The organism is Geodermatophilus sp. CPCC 205506 (assembly GCF_051383635.1).
GTDB lineage: Bacteria > Actinomycetota > Actinomycetes > Mycobacteriales > Geodermatophilaceae > Geodermatophilus.
Map to the genome: position 1 here is coordinate 91,034 of NZ_JALPKP010000002.1, position 17,216 is coordinate 108,249.

The 17,216-nt window shown below is 74.2% G+C and carries 19 protein-coding genes; 15 read left to right on the top strand and 4 right to left on the bottom strand.

The window, feature by feature from the left end; all coding sequences use genetic code 11:
- Positions 1-44: 44 nt before the first annotated feature.
- The 9 genes from MY520_RS01830 (at position 45) to frdD (ending at position 7,826) form a co-directional block, all read left to right on the top strand.
- Entirely contained in the window at positions 45-1,019 is a 975-nt protein-coding gene (locus tag MY520_RS01830) for an intradiol ring-cleavage dioxygenase (RefSeq protein ID WP_436689493.1), read from the top strand.
- Positions 1,016-2,113, top strand: coding sequence for a maleylacetate reductase (locus MY520_RS01835; RefSeq protein ID WP_436689495.1), 1,098 nt, complete (start codon positions 1,016-1,018; stop codon positions 2,111-2,113). Before MY520_RS01830 ends, MY520_RS01835 begins: the two co-directional genes overlap by 4 nt.
- Before the next feature lie 34 nt (positions 2,114-2,147).
- The gene (locus MY520_RS01840; RefSeq protein ID WP_436689497.1) at positions 2,148-3,161 is read left to right on the top strand and encodes a Gfo/Idh/MocA family protein; all 1,014 of its coding nucleotides are present in this window, start codon (positions 2,148-2,150) and stop codon (positions 3,159-3,161) included.
- On the top strand, positions 3,158-4,204 hold the full coding sequence (locus MY520_RS01845; protein ID WP_436689499.1) for a Gfo/Idh/MocA family protein: 1,047 nt from the start codon (positions 3,158-3,160) through the stop codon (positions 4,202-4,204). Before MY520_RS01840 ends, MY520_RS01845 begins: the two co-directional genes overlap by 4 nt.
- 100 nt (positions 4,205-4,304) lie before the next feature.
- Positions 4,305-4,532, top strand: a complete 228-nt coding sequence (locus MY520_RS01850; protein WP_436689501.1) for a hypothetical protein — start codon at positions 4,305-4,307, stop codon at positions 4,530-4,532.
- Positions 4,525-6,276 carry a fumarate reductase (quinol) flavoprotein subunit gene (gene frdA, locus MY520_RS01855; RefSeq protein ID WP_436689503.1) on the top strand — a complete coding sequence of 584 codons (1,752 nt, stop codon included), beginning with the start codon at positions 4,525-4,527 and terminating at the stop codon, positions 6,274-6,276. Before MY520_RS01850 ends, frdA begins: the two co-directional genes overlap by 8 nt.
- A gap of 2 nt (positions 6,277-6,278) precedes the next feature.
- On the top strand, positions 6,279-7,028 hold the full coding sequence (locus MY520_RS01860) for a succinate dehydrogenase/fumarate reductase iron-sulfur subunit (protein ID WP_436689505.1): 750 nt from the start codon (positions 6,279-6,281) through the stop codon (positions 7,026-7,028).
- A 17-nt stretch (positions 7,029-7,045) separates the two neighbouring features.
- A complete protein-coding gene (locus MY520_RS01865) occupies positions 7,046-7,456 on the top strand; it encodes a hypothetical protein (protein WP_436689507.1) in 411 nt (136 codons plus the stop codon).
- A gap of 13 nt (positions 7,457-7,469) precedes the next feature.
- Positions 7,470-7,826, top strand: coding sequence for a fumarate reductase subunit FrdD (gene frdD, locus MY520_RS01870; RefSeq protein WP_436689509.1), 357 nt, complete (start codon positions 7,470-7,472; stop codon positions 7,824-7,826).
- Between the two features lie 21 nt (positions 7,827-7,847).
- On the opposite strand, the gene MY520_RS01875 is transcribed toward frdD, so the two are convergent.
- The gene (locus MY520_RS01875) at positions 7,848-8,114 is read right to left on the bottom strand and encodes a DUF1876 domain-containing protein (RefSeq protein ID WP_436689510.1); all 267 of its coding nucleotides are present in this window, start codon (positions 8,112-8,114) and stop codon (positions 7,848-7,850) included.
- A gap of 120 nt (positions 8,115-8,234) precedes the next feature.
- Between MY520_RS01875 and MY520_RS01880 the strand changes: the two genes are divergently transcribed.
- From MY520_RS01880 to MY520_RS01890, 3 genes are read left to right on the top strand one after another with little or no spacing between them, the layout of a single operon-like run.
- Positions 8,235-9,473, top strand: a complete 1,239-nt coding sequence (locus MY520_RS01880; protein ID WP_436689512.1) for a low temperature requirement protein A — start codon at positions 8,235-8,237, stop codon at positions 9,471-9,473.
- A complete protein-coding gene (locus tag MY520_RS01885) occupies positions 9,470-9,808 on the top strand; it encodes a hypothetical protein (protein ID WP_436689514.1) in 339 nt (112 codons plus the stop codon). The genes MY520_RS01880 and MY520_RS01885 overlap by 4 nt, the downstream gene beginning before the upstream one ends.
- Before the next feature lie 57 nt (positions 9,809-9,865).
- A complete protein-coding gene (locus MY520_RS01890) occupies positions 9,866-10,216 on the top strand; it encodes an aldolase/citrate lyase family protein (RefSeq protein WP_436689516.1) in 351 nt (116 codons plus the stop codon).
- 10 nt (positions 10,217-10,226) lie between these two features.
- Here MY520_RS01890 and MY520_RS01895 read toward each other — a convergent pair whose 3' ends face one another.
- From MY520_RS01895 to MY520_RS01905, 3 genes are all read right to left on the bottom strand, one after another.
- Entirely contained in the window at positions 10,227-11,693 is a 1,467-nt protein-coding gene (locus tag MY520_RS01895; RefSeq protein WP_436689518.1) for an MDR family MFS transporter, read from the bottom strand.
- A gap of 211 nt (positions 11,694-11,904) precedes the next feature.
- Positions 11,905-12,075 carry a hypothetical protein gene (locus tag MY520_RS01900; RefSeq protein ID WP_436689520.1) on the bottom strand — a complete coding sequence of 57 codons (171 nt, stop codon included), beginning with the start codon at positions 12,073-12,075 and terminating at the stop codon, positions 11,905-11,907.
- 50 nt (positions 12,076-12,125) lie between these two features.
- Complete coding sequence (locus MY520_RS01905; RefSeq protein ID WP_436689522.1) at positions 12,126-13,181, bottom strand: Gfo/Idh/MocA family protein; 1,056 nt, start codon at positions 13,179-13,181, stop codon at positions 12,126-12,128.
- A gap of 263 nt (positions 13,182-13,444) precedes the next feature.
- On the opposite strand from MY520_RS01905, the gene serA reads away from it, so the two are divergent.
- The 3 genes from serA to MY520_RS01920 all read left to right on the top strand — a co-directional run bounded on the left by serA (position 13,445) and on the right by MY520_RS01920 (position 17,199).
- Complete coding sequence (serA, locus tag MY520_RS01910; protein ID WP_436689524.1) at positions 13,445-14,656, top strand: phosphoglycerate dehydrogenase; 1,212 nt, start codon at positions 13,445-13,447, stop codon at positions 14,654-14,656.
- 303 nt (positions 14,657-14,959) lie between these two features.
- Positions 14,960-16,108, top strand: coding sequence for an FUSC family protein (locus tag MY520_RS01915; RefSeq protein WP_436689526.1), 1,149 nt, complete (start codon positions 14,960-14,962; stop codon positions 16,106-16,108).
- 74 nt (positions 16,109-16,182) lie between these two features.
- Complete coding sequence (locus MY520_RS01920) at positions 16,183-17,199, top strand: hypothetical protein (RefSeq protein ID WP_436689528.1); 1,017 nt, start codon at positions 16,183-16,185, stop codon at positions 17,197-17,199.
- Positions 17,200-17,216 lie beyond the last annotated feature (17 nt).

Consider the following 17,216-nt stretch of genomic DNA (forward strand, 5'->3'; position numbering starts at 1 on the left):
GGCCGGCTGACCCGATCACGACGACCCACCTCCGGAGGCCCGTCATGCCCGATGCGCCCAGCGACACCGCGCTCTCCGCCCGATCAGGCGGCGAGCTGTTCACCGAGGAGGGCTCCGCCGAGGTGGTCGCCGCCAGCTTCGCGGCCACCCCGGACGCGCGGCTGAGGCAGGTGCTGACCTCGCTGGTGCGGCACCTGCACGCCTTCGTCAAGGACGTCGAGCTGACCGAGGAGGAGTGGGGGGTCGCGATCGACTTCCTCACCCGGACCGGGCAGATGAGCAACGAGGTGCGGCAGGAGTTCATCCTGCTGTCCGACGTCCTCGGCGTCTCGATGCTGGTGGAGACGATCAACCACCGCACCGGGGGGACCGCCACCGAGTCCACGGTGCTGGGTCCGTTCCACATGGTGGCGTCCCCGGAGCGGGAACTGGGCGACGACATCAACCTCGACCGCAAGGGCACGCCGTGTCTGGTGTCGGGGCGGGTGACCGGTCCGGACGGGGAGCCGCTGGCCGGCGCCAGCGTGGACGTGTGGCAGACCAACGAGGACGGCTTCTACGACGTCCAGCAGCCCGGCATCCAGCCGGCGGGCAACCTGCGCGGGCTGTTCACCGCCGACGCCGACGGGCGGTTCTGGTTCCGGTCGGTGGTGCCGCGGTTCTACCCGATCCCCGACGACGGCCCGGTCGGGCAGTTGCTGGCGGCGACCGGCCGGCATCCGAACCGGCCGGCGCACCTGCACTTCATCGTCGCAGCCCAGGGCTACCGGCCGGTGACCACGCACGTGTTCGTCGCCGACAGCCCCTATCTGGACTCCGATGCGGTCTTCGGGGTGAAGGAGAGCCTGATCCGCGAGGTGCCCGAGGTCGACGACCCGGCCCGGGCGGCGGAGCTGGGCCTGCCCAACCCGTTCCGCACGCTGACGTTCGACCTGTCCCTGTTGCGGGCCGGCGACGCCCCGCCGGCGGCGCAGCCGGCGCAGGTGCAGCCGACCGTGGTGCGCGGAGCGCCGTCGTGATCGGCCCGTTCACCTACCAGGCGCTGCCCATGCGGGTCGTGTTCGGCGCCGGCTCGCTGGCCTCGTTGCCCGGCGAGGTCGAGGCCCTCGGGCTGACCCGGGTGCTGGTGCTGTGCTCCCCGGAGCAGGAGGCCACCGGCGAGCAGGTCGCCGCCGCGCTGGGCGACAAGGCCGCCGGGGTGCTGGCCGAGGCGCGGATGCACGTGCCGGTCGAGGTCGCCCGCCGAGCCCGGGAGGTGGCCGCCGAGCGGGGCGCCGACGGCTGCGTCACCGTCGGCGGCGGGTCGGCGGTCGGGCTGGGCAAGGCGATCGCCCTCGAGCAGGACCTGCCGGTGATCGCCGTCCCGACGACCTACGCCGGGTCGGAGATGACGCCGGTGTGGGGGCTGACCGAGGGCGGGCAGAAGCGCACCGGCCGCGATCTGCGGGTGCTGCCCCGCAGCGTGCTCTACGACCCGGAGCTGACGGTCACCCTCCCCGCGCAGCTGTCGGCCACCTCCGGGATGAACGCGATCGCCCATTCCGTCGAGGGCCTGTACGCCCCCGACGCGACGCCGATCGTCTCGCTGATGGCCGAGGAGGGCGTGCGCGCCCTGGCCGCCGCCCTGCCCCGGGTCGTGGCCGACGGGTCCGACCTCGAGGGCCGCGGCGAGGCGCAGTACGGCGCCTGGCTGTGCGGCGCGGTGCTGGCCGCGACGACGATGTCGCTGCACCACAAGCTCTGCCACACCCTCGGCGGCACGCTGGACCTGCCGCACGCCCAGACGCACACCGTCGTCCTGCCGCACGCGCTGGCCTACAACCAGCCCGCCGCCCCGGACGCGGTCGCCGCGCTGGCCCGCGCCCTCGGCGGCGTGCCGGACCCGGCCGCCGAGCTGTGGCAGCTGGCCGGCCGGCTCGGCGCCCCCCGCTCGCTGCGCGAGCTGGGCATGGCGGAGGCGGACATCCCGCGGATCGCCGACCTCGCCGTCGCCGATCCGTACGCCAACCCCCGGCCGGTCACTCGCGACGGCGTCGAGGCCCTGCTCCGTGCCGCGTGGACCGGGGCACCACCCCCGGCAGACCCCACCACGGCACCGGCAGCACGCGGCTGAGGGCCCGTCCACCATCGACAGAGAGGCGCGCAGCATGCGGATCGGACTCATCGGGCTCGGCAGGATCGGGGCGTTCCACGCCGGCACGCTGGCCGGGATCCCGGCGATCGAGTCGCTCGTGGTCACCGACCTCGTCCCGGCGAAGACCGAGCAGGTGGTCGACCGCCACCGGGCCGACGGGGTCGAGGGGGTCGACTCCGTGGCGGCGCTGCTCGCCTCCGGCGTCGACGGGGTGGTCATCGCGGCGGGGACCGACGCGCACCCCGAGCTGGTCCTCGCCTGCGTGGAGGCCGGGTTGCCGACGCTGTGCGAGAAGCCGGTGGCGCAGACCGGAGCGGCGGGAGCCGAGCTGCTCCGCCGGCTCGAGGGCTCCACCGTGCCGGTCCAGATCGGCTTCCAGCGCCGGTACGACGCCGCCATCGCCGCGGCCCGGGCTGCGGTCGTCAGCGGGGAGCTCGGCTGGATCACCACGATCCGGTCCACCACGCTCGACCCCGAGCCGCCGCCTCCCGAGTACGTGGCGGTCTCCGGAGGGATGTTCCGCGACTGCGGCGTGCACGACTTCGACGCCATCCGCTGGGTCACCGGCCAGGAAGCCGTCGAGGTGTACGCCACCGGCAGCAACCGGGGCGCGGACTTCTTCCGCCGCTACGACGACGTCGACACCTCCGCCGCCATCGTCACCTTCGCCGACGGCGCGCTCGGGGTCGTGTCGAACACCCGCTACAACGGGCGCGGCTACGACGTGCGGCTGGAGGTCCACGGCTCGGAGGACAGCGTCGCCGCAGGTGTCGACGACGGGTGGCCGATCCGCGCCACCGAACCCGGGATCGGCTTCCCGGCCGGCCCGCCGCACCGGTTCTTCATGGACCGGTTCCAGCCGGCCTTCCGGGCGGAGTTCGAGACCTTCCTCGAGGTCGTCGCCGGGGAGCGGCCCTCGCCGTGCACGGTCGCCGACGGGCTGGAGGCGGACTGGATCGCCGAGGCCTGCGCCCGGTCGTGGAAGGAACACCGGCCGGTGCGGATCGACGAGGTGCGCATCGCATGACCGGCACCGGTGCCGAGCCCGGTGAACCGCTCCGGATCGGCGTGCTGGGCGCGGCCCGCATCGCCGAGCTGGCCATCGTCGGGCCGGCCCGGGCGACCGGGACCCGCCTGGTGGCGATCGCCGCCCGCGACCGGGCGCGCGCCTCGGGGTTCGCGGCGGAGCACGGGGTGGAACAGGCGCTGGACTCCTACGCCGACGTCGTCGCCGCGCCCGAGGTCGAGGCCGTCTACGACCCGCTGCCCAACGCGCTGCACGGCACCTGGAACCGAGCCGCGATCGACGCCGGCAAGCACGTGCTGTCGGAGAAGCCGTTCGCCGCGAACGCCGAGGAGGCGGCCGACGTCGCGGCCGCTGCCCGCGGCCGCGGCCTGGTCGTCGTCGAGGGCTTCCACTACCTGCACCACCCGGTGACCCGCCGGCTGCACGAGCTCCTGGCCTCCGGGGAGCTGGGGGAGCTGGTGCACGTCGAGACGACGCTGGAGATCCGCGACCCGGGGGCCGACGACCCCCGCTGGTCGCTGGCCCTCGCCGGCGGCGCCACGATGGACCTCGGCTGCTACAGCCTGCACGCCCAGCGGGTCCTCGCGCCGTGGGGTGGCGGGGAACCGGAACTGGTCGACGCCCGGGCGGGGGAGCGGCCCGGTGCGCCGGGGGTGGACGAGTGGCTGGAGGCGCGGCTGCGCTTCCCCTCGGGAGCCACCGGGGTGGCCCGCTGCCACATGGCCAGTGACCGCCGGCAGATGACCTACCGGGTCGTCGGGAGCCGCGGCGAGGCGCTCGTCGCGAACTTCGTCGAGCCGCACCTGGACGACCGGCTGGTCATCGAGACGCCGGCCGGCCGGCACGTGGAGCGCCACGGCACGCGGTCGTCGTACACCTACCAGCTGGAGGCGTTCGTCCGGGCCGTTCGGGAGGGGGTGCCGATGCCGATCGACGCCGACGACGCCGTCGCCACGATGCGGTTGATCGACGCGTGCTACGTGGCCGCCGGACTGCGGCCCCGGCCGCGGCTGGGGGCGACGGGCGCGCACCCGGTTCGGTAGGCCCGCCCAGGAGGGGCGCACCCGGGCCGGGAGCACTTCACAACCCGGCGGGTGGGGAGCACGCTGCAGATCACTGTCCCAGCGCCGGGGGAGGTGAGCCGTGAGTGCAGCCGCCGCCGTCTTCGAGCCGAGGCTCGCACCGTGTGGACGCAGGCACGGCGGCGAGCAGTACGTGACCGAGGACCACCAGGGCCTGATCACCGAGGACCTGCGCTACTCCTGCGGCTGCCGAAGCACCAGGGAGGAGTTCCACGACGGCAGCGTCCACCGCATGGTCGTCCACCACAGCGGCAAGGTGCTGGCCGACGAGGAGTGGCGAGGTGAGTGACGTCGTACGCGCCGCGCACGACGTCCTGATCGTGGGAGGAGGCGCAGCCGGCCTCCGGGCTGCCATCGCCCTCGCCGAGACCGACGCCCGGCTCGACGTCGCCGTGATCTCCAAGGTCTATCCGATGCGCAGCCACACGGTGTCGGCCGAGGGCGGCGCCGCCGGCGTCATCGCCGCCGACGACAGCCTCGACGAGCACTGCTACGACACGGTGTCGGGCAGCGACTGGCTCGGCGACCAGGACGCCATCGAGGCCTTCGTCCGGGAGGCCCCCGAGGAGCTCCTGCAGCTCGAGCACTGGGGCTGCCCCTGGAGCCGGCGTCCGGACGGCCGCGTCGCGGTCCGCGCGTTCGGCGGCATGAAGAAGATGCGCACCTGGTTCGCCGCGGACAAGACCGGGTTCCACATGCTGCACGCGCTGTTCCAGACGTCGCTGAAGTACGGCGAGGTCCGGCGGTACGACGAGGAGTTCGTCACCCGGCTGCTCGTCGACGACGGCCGGGTGCACGGCGTCGTGGCGATCGGGCTGATGACCGGGCGGATCCAGGCGATCACCGCGAAGGCCGTCGTCCTGTGCACCGGCGGCTGCGGCAAGGTCTTCCCGTTCACCACGAACGCCAACATCAACACCGGCGACGGCATGGCCCTGGCCTATCGTGCGGGCGCGCCGCTGAAGGACATGGAGTTCGTGCAGTACCACCCGACCGGTCTGCCGTTCACCGGCATCCTCATCACCGAGGCCGCCCGTGCCGAGGGCGGCTGGCTGCTGAACAGGGACGGCTACCGCTACCTGCAGGACTACGACCTGGGCAAGCCGTCTCCGACCCCCGAGCTCAGGAGCATGGAGCTCGGGCCCCGCGACCGCCTGTCACAGGCCTTCGTGCACGAGGTCGAGAAGGGCCGCACCACCGACTCGCCCTACGGCCCGATCGTCCACCTCGACCTGCGGCACCTGGGCGAGAAGCTCATCGACACGAAGCTGCCCTTCGTGCGCGAGCTGTGCCTGAAGTACGAGCGGATCGACCCCGTGCACGAGCTGGTCCCGGTCCGCCCGGTGGTGCACTACATGATGGGCGGGGTCTCCACCGACATCGACGGAGCGACGCCCCTCGGAGGGCTGTACGCCGCGGGCGAGACCGCGTGCGTGAGCATCAACGGAGCCAACCGGCTCGGCTCCAACTCGCTGCCCGAGTGCCTGGTGTTCGGCGCGCGGGCGGGTCGGGCGGCGGCCGAGTACGCCGCCACCGCGGGCGGGACGCCGTCCGTCGTCGAGGCCCAGGCGGCCGACGAGGTGCGCCGCCTGGAGCGGGACCTCCTCGGCAAGGGACCGGGCACCGAGAGCATCGCCGCGATCCGCGACGCCATGCAGGCCACGATGGAGGACGCCGCGGGCATCTTCCGGACCGGACCCGCGATGGCCAAGGGCGCGGACACCCTCGCCGAGCTGCAGGAGCGCGTCGGCAACGTCGGCCTCGCGGACGCGAGCCGTGCGTTCAACACCGAGCTCACGGCCGCCCTCGAGCTGGTCAACATGCTCGACATCAGCGAGTGCGTCCTCCAGTCCGGCATGCAGCGTGAGGAGTCGCGGGGGGCGCACCAGCGCACCGACTTCCCGGGCCGCGACGACGAACGCTTCCTGACCCATCTGCTGGTTCTCCGCGATCCCGACGGGACGGCGCGGGTCGAGCGCCTCCCGGTGACCATCACCCGCTGGCCCCCGGGCGAGCGGGTCTACGGCAGGTAGACATGGCGGACAGCATCCGGCTCAGGGTGTCCCGGTTCCGGCCCGACGAGGACTCGGAGCCGCACTGGCAGGAGTACGACGTCCCCCTGCGGAAGGAGTGGACGGTCCTCGACGGCCTCAACCACGTCAAGAACGAGGTCGACACCACCCTGTCGTTCCGCTGGTCGTGCCGGATGGGCATCTGCGGCAGCTGCGGCATGACCGTCGACGGCGAACCCAAGCTGACCTGCGCGACGTTCCTGAGCGACTACGCACCGGGGCCGGTCACGATCGAGCCGCTGTCGAACTTCCCCGTGATCCGGGATCTCGTCGTCGACCTGACCGACTTCATGGAGAAGCTGCCGCGGGTCAAGCCGTGGATCATCCCGAAGGAAGACCACGGGAACGTCGAACCCGACGTGGAGTTCCTCCAGTCGCCTCAGCAACTGGAGGCCTACAGCCAGTTCAGCATGTGCATCAACTGCATGCTCTGCTACGCCGCCTGCCCGGTGTACGGCCTCGACCCCGAGTTCATCGGCCCGGCCGCGATCGCCCTCGCCGAGCGGTACGACCTCGACTCGCGGGACGTGGGGAACCGGCAGCGCCTCGACGTGCTCATCGAGCACGACGGCGTCTGGGGCTGCACCTTCGTCGGCGAGTGCACGCGGGTCTGTCCCAAGCACGTGGACCCCGCGTCGGCCATCCAGCGCTACAAGCTCAAGGCGGCGCTGCAGACGGTGAAGGCGTTCCTGCTCCCGCGGGGGGCACGGTGACTCCCTCGGCGGGCGCGGTGACTCCCTCCGGGGGTACGCCGACCGGCCTGCGCCCCTACCGCCCCCGGATCTCGACCTGGTGGTGGACCAGGAAGCGGACCTACCTCGTCTTCGTGCTGCGCGAGCTGAGCAGCGTCTTCATCGCCTGGTTCGTGGTCTACCTGGTGCTGTTCCTCTACGCGGTCGGTCGGGGGGAGGCGGCCTACCAGCGCTTCCTCGACTGGGCCTCCTCGCCGTGGGTGACCGCGCTGAACGTCGTCGCGCTGGTCTTCGTGCTGCTGCACACGGTGACCTGGTTCAGCCTCACCCCGCAGGCGATGGGGGTGCGGGTCGCGGGCCAGAAGGTGCCGGACTTCCACATCATCGCCGGCCAGTACACCGGCCTGGTGGTGGTCTCCGGGTTCGTGCTCTGGCTGGTGACGCGATGACGTGGGTGACGCCGTGACCAGGCGGCGGGTGGAGCCGCTCGTGTGGCTGATGTTCAGCGCCGGCGGGGTGCTGGCCGCGGTGTTCCTGCCGAGCCTGATCCTCGTGTTCGGCCTGGCCCTCCCGCTGGGCTGGCTCGACCCGCCGGACCACGGGGACGTGCTCGCCGTCGTCGGCCACCCGGTGACTGTCGTGGTCCTCGTGGGCGCGTTCGTGCTGCTGCTGGTGCACAGCGCCCACCGCTTCCGGTACACGCTGTACGACGGGCTCCAGATCAAGAAGAAGCGGACGGTCGCGGTGCTCTGCTACGGCGCCGCGATCGTGGGCTCGGTCGCCACGCTGGCCGTGCTCCTCGGCGCCGCCGGAGGATGAGCGGGGCCGGCCGCCCGGGCGTCACAGGGCGGGATGGGCGGGCACCCCGCTGGTCTGCTCGATGTCCCGAGCGGCCGTGTCGAGCAGGAGGTGGCTCAGCTCCGACAGCGCCCGGGCCACCGCCAGCTCGTCCCCGATCTCGGGCACGTCGCGGTCCCCGGGGTTGAGCCGCGCGAGCCCGGTCCCGGTCAGGGACTGGCCCTCGGTGCGCAGCCGGGCGACGGCGCGGGTGCGGCCCTCGTGCTCGTCGATGTCGACTTGAACGGTCCACGTCTTGACGGCGTCCATGGCGATCCCATCGGTCGGGGGAGCGGTTCCATTGTGCTGCCGGGGAGCGCCGGCGGACCGGGTCGACTCCATCCGCGTCGGCCCTCGCCCCGGCAGTGCCGGACTCCCTAGCCTGGCCCGGTGACGGATGAGGCAGGACCGTCGGGCAGCCACGTGCACGTCCCGATGAGGGAACGGTCGACCGACGAGCCGCACCGGGCGTCCAGCCCGCTGGAGCTGTTGTTCGACCTGACGTTCGTCGTCGCCGTCGCGAGCATCACGGCGCAGCTCGCCCACGGGATCGCGACCGGACACGCCCTGGACGACCTGACGCCGTTCCTCCAGGTGTTCTTCGCGATCTGGTGGGCGTGGATGAACTTCACCTGGTTCGCCTCGTCCTACGACACCGACGACGTCCCCTACCGGCTCCTGACGATGGTCCAGATGGCGGGCGTGCTGGTGCTCGCGGCGGGGGTGCCGGTCGCCTTCGAGGACGCCGACTACCGCGCCATCACCATCGGCTACCTCGTCATGCGGGTCGGCCTGGTCGCGCAGTGGCTGCGGGCGGGGAGGGAGGACCCCGCGAGCCGGCGCACCGCCGTCCGCTACGCGCTCGGGATCTCGGTCGTCCAGGTCGGCTGGCTCGCCCGCCTCGTGCTCGCGGAGACCGGGGTGCTGCCGGAGGCGTCGCTGCTGCCGGTGTTCCTGGGTCTGGTCGTCCTCGAGCTGGCGGTCCCGCGGTGGGCGGAGCGGGCCCGGTCCACCAGCTGGCACCCGCACCACATCGCCGAGCGCTACGGCCTGTTCACGATCATCCTGCTCGGGGAGAGCGTGCTGGCCGCGTCGACCGGCGTGCAGGCGGCATCAGCGGCGGGGTCGGGTGTGAGCCGGTCCCTGGTGGCCATCGCCCTGGGCGGGCTGGTCCTGCTGTTCGCCCTCTGGTGGCAGTACTTCCTGGAGCCGGCGGGGGAGGGGCTCGCCACCCGGCGCCATCGGTCCTTCGTCTGGGGGTACGGCCACTACGGCATCTTCGCGGCGCTCGCGGCCGTCGGCGCGGGGCTCGAGGTCGCGGTGGAGTCCACCGGCCACCACCTCGAGGTGTCCGAGACCGGCGTCGGCTACGCGGTGGCGGTCCCCGTGGCCGTGTTCCTCGTCCTGCTGTGGGCGGTGCACGCCCCGATCGTGCGCCGGCCGGTCATCCCTCCGGTCCTGATCCTGGGCGCCGCCGTCGTCGTCTTCCTCGTGCCCCTCGCGGCGGGGTCCGTCGGGCTCGCGGTCGTCGTCGTCACCGTCGCCGCCGTGTGCTCGGCCCTCGTCGCGACGACGGTGCTCTCGCGCCCGCGGCGAGCGGGTGTCCGACGACGAGGGGTCCTGGAATGACGATCAGCGAGGTCGACCTCCGCCAGCGGTGGGCCGAGGGCCGGGCGTGCCACGGCGTGTGGAGCGTGCTGCCGGGGGCGGTGACCGGAGAGGTCCTGGCGCGGACCGGCGCGGACTTCGTCGTCGTCGATCTCCAGCACGGCGCCCGGACCGAGGCGGAGCTGCCGGGGGTCGCCGCCGCCGTCACCGCAGCGGGCTCGGTGCCGCTCGTCCGGGCCCGCAGCCCCCACTTCGCCGACGTCGGCCGCCCGCTGGACCTGGGCGCCCGCGGCGTCATCGTGCCCAACGTGCGCGATGCCGGCCACGCGCGGGAGGTCGTCGCCGCCGGCCGGTAAGCCCCGGCCGGCGGCCGGTCGATCGGGCGGCTCTCCGGTGGGGCCGACGAGCCCCTGGTGGTGGTGATGGTGGAGTCGGCGACCGCGCTCGACGACCTCGACGCCGTCCTCGCCGTGGAGGGGGTGGACGGGATCTACGTGGGGCCGGGGGACCTCTCGCTGTCCCTGGAGTTGACCGGTGCGGAGCACCGGGCGGAACTGCGCGGGATCCTGTCCTCGATCATCGCGCGGGCCGCAGCGGCGGGCGTGCCCGTCGGCGTCCACGCCCACAGCGGCGAGGAGGCTGCCGGCTACGAGGCCGAGGGGGCGACGATCGTCACGGTCGCCGCCGACGCCGCCGCCCTGGGCGCGGCCGTCGCGCACCACCTCGGTGTCGCCCGCGGCCGGTCGGGGCCGACCCCCGACTGACCGGCCGGGATCAGCCGGTGGCGACCCCGGTGGCCTCCTGCGCCGGCGTCTGCGGGCGGCCACGGTCGCGGGGCATGAGGAGCACCGCGGCGAGCATCGCCACGGCCAGCACCGTCGTCGCCAGGAAGACGTGGTGCACCGCGGTGGTGAGCGCCTCCGGCGCCACCCGGTCGCCCTCCACCCCCGACCGGCCGAGGGTCGCGTTGACGATCGCGCCGAAGACGGCGACCCCGACGGCGCTGCCCGCGGAGCGGAAGAACATGTTGGAGCCGGTGACCACCCCGCGCTGGTGCCACTGGACCGCCGCCTGCGCGGCGATCAGCGTCGGCGCCGCGGTGAACCCCATGCCCAGACCGATCACGAACGACGTCGCGCCGACCTGGACCACGCTGGAGGACCCGTCGAGCAGGAGCAGCAGCGCCGCGCCGAGGACGACGACGGCGGCGCCGATGAGCGCGGTGGACCGGATGCCGATCCGCAGGTAGACCCGGCCGGACAGCGCCGCCGAGATCGGCCAGCCCATCGTGAGCGCGGCCAGCGCGAAGCCGGCGACCAGAGGACCCGTGCCCAGCACGTCCTGGACGAACGTCGGCACGTACGACGTCAGGCCGAGCAGGACGGCCCCGACGCAGGCGGCGACCAGGTTCGTCGCGACGAGCAGCCGGTTCCGCAGCAGCCGGAGCGGGACGACCGGATCGGCCGCCCGGCGCTCGATGAGGACGAACACCCCGAGCAGGACGGCGCCGCCGGCGAGGACGGCGATGCTCTGCGGGGACCGCCACGCCCAGGCCTGGCCGCCCTCGAGCAGGCCGAGGATCAGCAGGGTGAGGGCGACGGTGAGCGTCGCGGCCCCGGCGTGGTCGATCCGCGGACGGCGCCGGTCGACCCGCTCGGTGAACCGCAGGCCGATCGCCGCCGCGGCGATCAGGCACAGCGGGATGTTGACGAGGAAGATCCACCGCCAGCTGACGTACTGGGAGAGGACGCCGCCGAGCGTCGGGCCCACGACCGACGAGACGGCCCAGACGCTGGCGATGTAGCCCTGCACCTTCGCCCGCTCCTCCAGCGAGTACAGGTCCCCGACCATCGTCATCGCCATCGGCTGGACCGCGCCGGCACCCAGGCCCTGCACCGCCCGGAACGCGATGAGGGCGCCCATGCTCCACGCCAGGCCGCAGAGGATCGAACCGAGGAGGAACAGGCCGATGCCGACGAGCATCACCGGCTTGCGGCCGAAGACGTCGGCCAGCTTGCCGTAGACCGGGACCGTCACCGCCTGCGCGAGCAGGTAGACGGAGAACAGCCACGGGAACTCGGCGAAGCCGCCGAGGCTGGCCACGATCGACGGGACGGCGGTGGCGATCACGGTCGCGTCGATGGCGACCAGGGCGGTGGACAGCATGATCCCGACGAGGACCGGGCCACGCTCCGACCGGAAGCCGACACCCGACGACGCTGCGGCCCGCTCCACGCTCACCGCTCCGAGGTTAGGGCGGCGGAGGCATCCCCACAGGGCCGCCTCGACGCCGCCGGCGGGGTCTCACCCGGCGAGGCCGTCCAGGATGCCGACGATCCCGGCGGGGCGGAGCTGGAACCGCAGATGGCTGCTGACCAGCGAGCGCACGTCGAACGGCCGGTCGGCGAGGAGCGCGTCGGCCTCGGGGACCGCTCCGTGGACGGTGCGCGGGTCAGGCGGGCTCGGGCACGCCTCCGGGGTCGCCGCCGGGATCGTCCGGTGTCGACTCGATCGGCGGGGGCGGGAGCGGCTGGGGGGCGTCGGGGAGCAGCTCGGCCGGATCGTCCGGCACCGGCTGGTCGGGATCGATCTCCGGACCCGGCTCCGGCAGGGGTGCGACCATGCGAGAAGTGAACCAGCGCGGTCGCGGCATCGGAGGGTCTCCCGTCGCCGTCATCCCGGCCGGCCGGCAGCGGGCGCGACCACCTGCCCTCGGGCCGCGCTCGCCCGTGCGGCCTCGAGCACCGCGAGGCAGCTGACCGCGTCCCACGGGTCGACCGGGGGCGGCCCGTCCCCCCGGACGGCGCGGGCCAAGCCGGTGTAGAAGGCGCTCCAGTCCCCGCGCTGCGAGGGCACGGGGACGGCGACGCCGCCGCGGTGGACGGCACCCCACCGGCTCTCGGGGACCGTGCCCCACGCGGCGCCCTCCGACCGGGGCGTCCGGCCGGCCATCAGCGGCGCGGTCTGTCCGTCGTCGTCGGGTACGACCAGGGTGGCCGCGGCGCCGTCGACCCGGAAGCGCGAGCCGACGTCCCCCTGCCGCGCCCAGTTGCCGGTCACGTGCGAGGTCACCCCGCCGTCGTGCCGGAGGGCCACGAAGAACCCCGCGTCGACCCCGTCCACACCCGGCGCCATGGTCAACTCGGCGTAGACCGACCGGACCGGGCCGAACAGGTGCAGCGCCTGGTCGACCGCGTGGCTGCCCAGGTCGAGCAGCGCGCCGCCACCGGTCACCGGGAGGCCCTCCGGCTGCGGCGGCTGCTCCATCCGGGACTCGACGTGCAGGACCTCCCCGAGCGTGCCCGCGGCGACCACCTCCCGGACGGTCCGGTAGTCCGCGTCCCACCGCCGGTTCTGGTAGACCGTCAGCAGGACGCCGGCCCGCTCGGCGGCGAGCACGGTCTCCCGCGCTGCCGCCGCGTCGCGGGCGAACGGCTTGTCGCAGACGACCGGCAGCCCGAGGTCGATCGCCTCGCGCACGAGCGGGACGTGCGAGTCGAGCGGCGTGGTGACCACGACCGCGTCCACGCCGGCGTCGGCCAGCTCGGCGAGGCTGCCCGCGACCGGTACGCCGGGGAGGTCGGCCGCGAGCGCCGCGCGCCGTTCGGGCGACCGGACGACGACGCCGCCCAGCTCGCAGCCCTCGGCGTGCTCGATCAGCGGAGCGTGGAAGAGGCGGCCGCCCTTGCCGTAGCCGACCAGGCCGATCCGCACCGGCGGCGCGCTCATGCGACCACCACGGCGACACAGGGGTTCTCCACGGCGCACTCCGTCCCGGGCGGCGTCCTGCGGGGCGGCTTCCGACTCTGCGCGACACCGCGGCCCAGGTCAACACTTTGTCAGTACAAACCGGTCGGGTCCGGAGCGCGCCGCGTCGGTCGGACGGCCGCGATCCCACCCCGGTGGAGCTCCGGCACGGAGGGGGACCACACTCGGCCAGTCCCGCCGCGACCGACCGTGAGCCGGGGACCCCGCTGCCCGAGGAGGATCCGTTGACCAGCCCCAGAGCCCTGCTGCTGGAGAACATCGACCCGGTGGCGGTAGAGCTGCTGTCCTCGGCCGGCTACGAGGTGGAGTCGGTGCGGGGAGCACTGGACGAGGCGGACCTGGCCGCCGCGCTGGACGGCGTCCACCTGCTGGGGATCCGGTCCAAGACCCAGGTGACCAAGGGGGTCCTGCAGGAACGTCCGGGGTTGGCGGCGGTGGGCGCCTTCTGCATCGGCACCAACCAGATCGACCTCGCCGCGGCGGCCGCCGCGGGGGTGGCGGTGTTCAACGCGCCGTACTCCAACACCCGCAGCGTCGTCGAGCTGGCGATCGCGGAGATCATCAGCCTGGCCCGGCGGCTGAACGACCGGGACCGCGCGCTGCACGCCGGGATCTGGGACAAGTCGGCCACCGGCAGCCACGAGATCCGCGGCCGGACACTCGGCATCGTCGGCTACGGCAACATCGGCAGCCAGCTGTCCGTGCTGGCCGAGGCCCTGGGCATGCGGGTGCTGTTCCACGACCTGGAGGACAAGCTCGCCCTGGGCAACGCCGAGGCCTGCGGCAGCCTGGAGGAGCTGCTCGAGCGAGCGGAGACCGTGACGCTGCACGTCGACGGGCGGGCCGGGAACGCGGGGCTGTTCGGCGCCGAGCAGTTCGCCCGGATGCGCCGCCGCAGCCTGTTCCTCAACCTGTCCCGCGGGTTCGTCGTCGACCACGAGGCGCTGCGCGAGCACATCCTCAGCGGCCACATCGCAGGCGCGGCCGTCGACGTGTTCCCCGACGAGCCCAAGGAGCAGGGGGACGAGTTCTCCTCGGTGCTGCGCGGGCTGCCCAACGTCATCCTCACCCCGCACGTCGGCGGGTCGACCCAGGAGGCCCAGTACGACATCGGGCGGTTCGTCGCCGGCAAGCTGGCCGACTACACCGTCACCGGGACGACGACGCTGAGCGTGAACCTGCCGGCGGTGGCCCTGCACGGGTCCTCGGCGGCCCGGTTCGCGCTGCTGCACCGCAACGTGCCGGGTGTCCTGGCCCGCGTCGACGCGCTGATCGGCGAGCACGGCCTCAACGTCGACGGTCAGGTCCTGGCCACCCGCGGTGAACTCGGCTACGTCGTGACCGACGTCAACGGCGCACTGCCCTCGGCCCTGCAGGCCTCGCTCGAGGCGCTGCCCGAGACCGTCCGCCTGACGGTCTTTCCCGAGCGCCCCTGAGCCGGCGGTCGGGCAGGGGCATCCGTCAGCAGCCGGTGGTGGATCCCGCAGCCGACGCCGTCCCGCTCGCGGTCGCGAGGTGGGCGGCGGTCGCTGCGCCAGGTGCACCAGGTCGGAGGCGACGGTCGCGAAGGTGAACCCCTCGGTCAGGCGCTGGGTGGCCTGCTCGCCCGAGTCGGTGTGGATCCCGGCGGCGACCCCGGCAGCGGCGGCGGCCTCGCGCACCCTGGTCAGCGCCGCCTGGCCGCGGCGCCCGGCCCCCGGCTCGCCGGCGGCGGTGCTGAGGCAGGCTGCGAGGTCGTGATGACGGACAGGACGGGGTGGGGCCGGCTGCTGCCCACCCGGCGCCCGGCGGTGGCGCTCCCGGCCATGCCGGCCACCCCCGGCCACGCGTGGGCGTTGCTGCGCCGGCCGGCGGTCCAGCGCGGCATCCGGGCGGCGATCGCGGCCGGGCTGGCGTGGCAGGTCGCCGTCCTCCTGCCGCCGGTGCTGTCGGACTACGCCTACTACGCCCCCCTGGGCGCCGTGATCGCGGTCCACCCCACCGTGGCCGACTCGGCCGGGGCGGCCTGGCGCACCGTGCTCGCGATCATGCTCGGCTTCGGCCTCGCCGTCGTGGTCTACGAGGCGACGCCGTCGTTGCCCGGCGCGCTCACCATCGCGCTGCTGGTGGCCCTCGCGATCGGGGTGGAGAAGTGGCGGCTGCTCGGCCAGCAGGCCGGCTGGGTCAGCTTCGCCGCCGTCCTCATGCTCACCGTGGGCGCCGAGGACCCCGGCTCCTACGTCCTGCGCTACGCCGGGCTCACCCTGATCGGCGCGGTGGTCGGGGTCCTCGTCACGACCGTCCTGTTCCCGCCGCTGCAGCTGACCCAGGCGGTGGAGCAGATCGACCGCACCCGGGACATGCTGGCCGGGCACCTGGAGCAGATGGCCGCCCGGCTGGCCCGCGACCAGGTCCCCTCGCCGGCCGAGGAGCGACGGTGGATGGCGGCGCTCGGCCCCGAGCTGGACCGGATGCGCCGCGCCGAGGCCCTCGTCGAGCGGGCGCGGCAGGCCAACCCGCGAGCCCGCCGCTGGCAGGAGGCCGCGGCGCGCATCCGCGCGGAGTCGCGGGCCCTGGACCGCGTGGCCGTCCTCATCGACGACCTCACCGCGCTCGTCTCCGAACGGCAGCCGCACCGTCGCGGGGACCGGACCGACGTCGGCACCGCCCACCTCCTCAGCGACGCCCTCGCCGGGCTCGCCGGCGTGCTGCGGAACCCCTACCACTCCGGCGACGGGACGACGCCCGACCCGAGGACCGAGCAGATCGACGCCGCCCGGGAGGCGCTGGACCGGATCGTCGAGCGGCTGAGCTCCCTCCCCAGGCACCGGTCCCTGATGTCCCTGAGTGCCGTGGTGGTCGGGGTGCAGCGCGGCCTCATGGCTCTCGAGGCGTACGAGCCCGACTGACCGCCCGGCCCGTCCGGCGGGCACCATGACAGGCGGACGGCACCGCATCGAGTCGCGCGCAGGGGAGGGAGTGCATGCCCGCCCCGATCGTCGACGTCATGGCCGCGGCGGATCCCGTCGCGGTGGTGCTGGACGCGCATGCGCGCGGGGCGTCGATCGCCCTGCGGACGTCGGGCACGACCAGCGGGCCCCGGTCGGTCGTCCGGACGGCGGCGTCGTGGGTCGACTCGTTCCCGGCCTTCTCCGGCCTGACGGGGATCGACGCCGGCGCGAGGGTCTGGGTGCCGGGGCCGCTGTCGGCCACCATGAACCTGTTCGCGGCGGTCCACGCGCGGTGGATCGGTGCCGCGGTCACCGGCTCTCCGGACGGCGCCACGCACGCGCAGCTGACCCCGGCGGCCCTGGCGGCGGCACTCGACGCCGGCACGCCGCTGGACGGCGTGCACGTGGTCGTGGCCGGTGACCGGCTGGGGGAGGGGCCGGCCCGGAGGGCGGCGGCGGCCGGGGTCCGCACGAGTCACTACTACGGCGCCGCCGAGCTGTCCTTCGTCGCCTGGGGGACGCACGAGGCGGACCTGCGGCCCTTCCCCGGCGTCGAGGTGTCCGTCCGGGACGGGTGCGTCTGGGCCCGCTCGCCCTGGCTGAGCCAGGGGTACGCCGGCGAGCCGGGGCCGTTGCGGATCGCCGCCGACGGATACGCGACGGTCGGTGACCGCGGGCGCCTGCGCGACGGCGTGCTCGCCGTGACCGGCCGGGACGAGGGCACCGTGGTCACCGCCGGCGCGACGGTGGTGGTCTCCGACGTGGAGCAGGCGCTGCGCCGGGCCACCGGCGGTGACCTCGTCGTCCTCGGGGTCGAGCACCCGCGCCTGGGTGCCCAGCTGGTCGCGGTCGTCGCCGACCGGGAGGTGCACGCCCGGGCCTTCGCCGCGGCGCGCAGCGGGCTGTCCCGCAGCCACCGCCCGGTCCGGTGGTATCTGGCGGCGGAGCTGCCGCTGACCGCGGCGGGGAAGATCGACCGGGCCGCGCTGGCCGCGCTGGTCACCCGGCGGGCGTTGACCGGTCTGCCGCCTCCCGGGCGGGCGGGGTGACCCGGCGCGAGGACCGG

Bases quoted from the DNA above. Each gene is read 5' to 3' on its own strand.
- MY520_RS01885 (WP_436689514.1), top strand. From the start codon at position 9,470: ATGACGATCAGCGAGGTCGACCTCCGCCAGCGGTGGGCCGAGGGCCGG.
- MY520_RS01845 (WP_436689499.1), top strand. From the start codon at position 3,158: ATGACCGGCACCGGTGCCGAGCCCGGTGAACCGCTCCGGATCGGCGTG.
- MY520_RS01905 (WP_436689522.1), bottom strand. From the start codon at position 13,181: ATGAGCGCGCCGCCGGTGCGGATCGGCCTGGTCGGCTACGGCAAGGGC.
- MY520_RS01900 (WP_436689520.1), bottom strand. From the start codon at position 12,075: ATGGTCGCACCCCTGCCGGAGCCGGGTCCGGAGATCGATCCCGACCAG.
- MY520_RS01840 (WP_436689497.1), top strand. From the start codon at position 2,148: ATGCGGATCGGACTCATCGGGCTCGGCAGGATCGGGGCGTTCCACGCC.
- MY520_RS01875 (WP_436689510.1), bottom strand. From the start codon at position 8,114: ATGGACGCCGTCAAGACGTGGACCGTTCAAGTCGACATCGACGAGCAC.
- MY520_RS01920 (WP_436689528.1), top strand. From the start codon at position 16,183: ATGCCCGCCCCGATCGTCGACGTCATGGCCGCGGCGGATCCCGTCGCG.
- MY520_RS01915 (WP_436689526.1), top strand. From the start codon at position 14,960: ATGACGGACAGGACGGGGTGGGGCCGGCTGCTGCCCACCCGGCGCCCG.
- MY520_RS01860 (WP_436689505.1), top strand. From the start codon at position 6,279: ATGGCGGACAGCATCCGGCTCAGGGTGTCCCGGTTCCGGCCCGACGAG.
- MY520_RS01830 (WP_436689493.1), top strand. From the start codon at position 45: ATGCCCGATGCGCCCAGCGACACCGCGCTCTCCGCCCGATCAGGCGGC.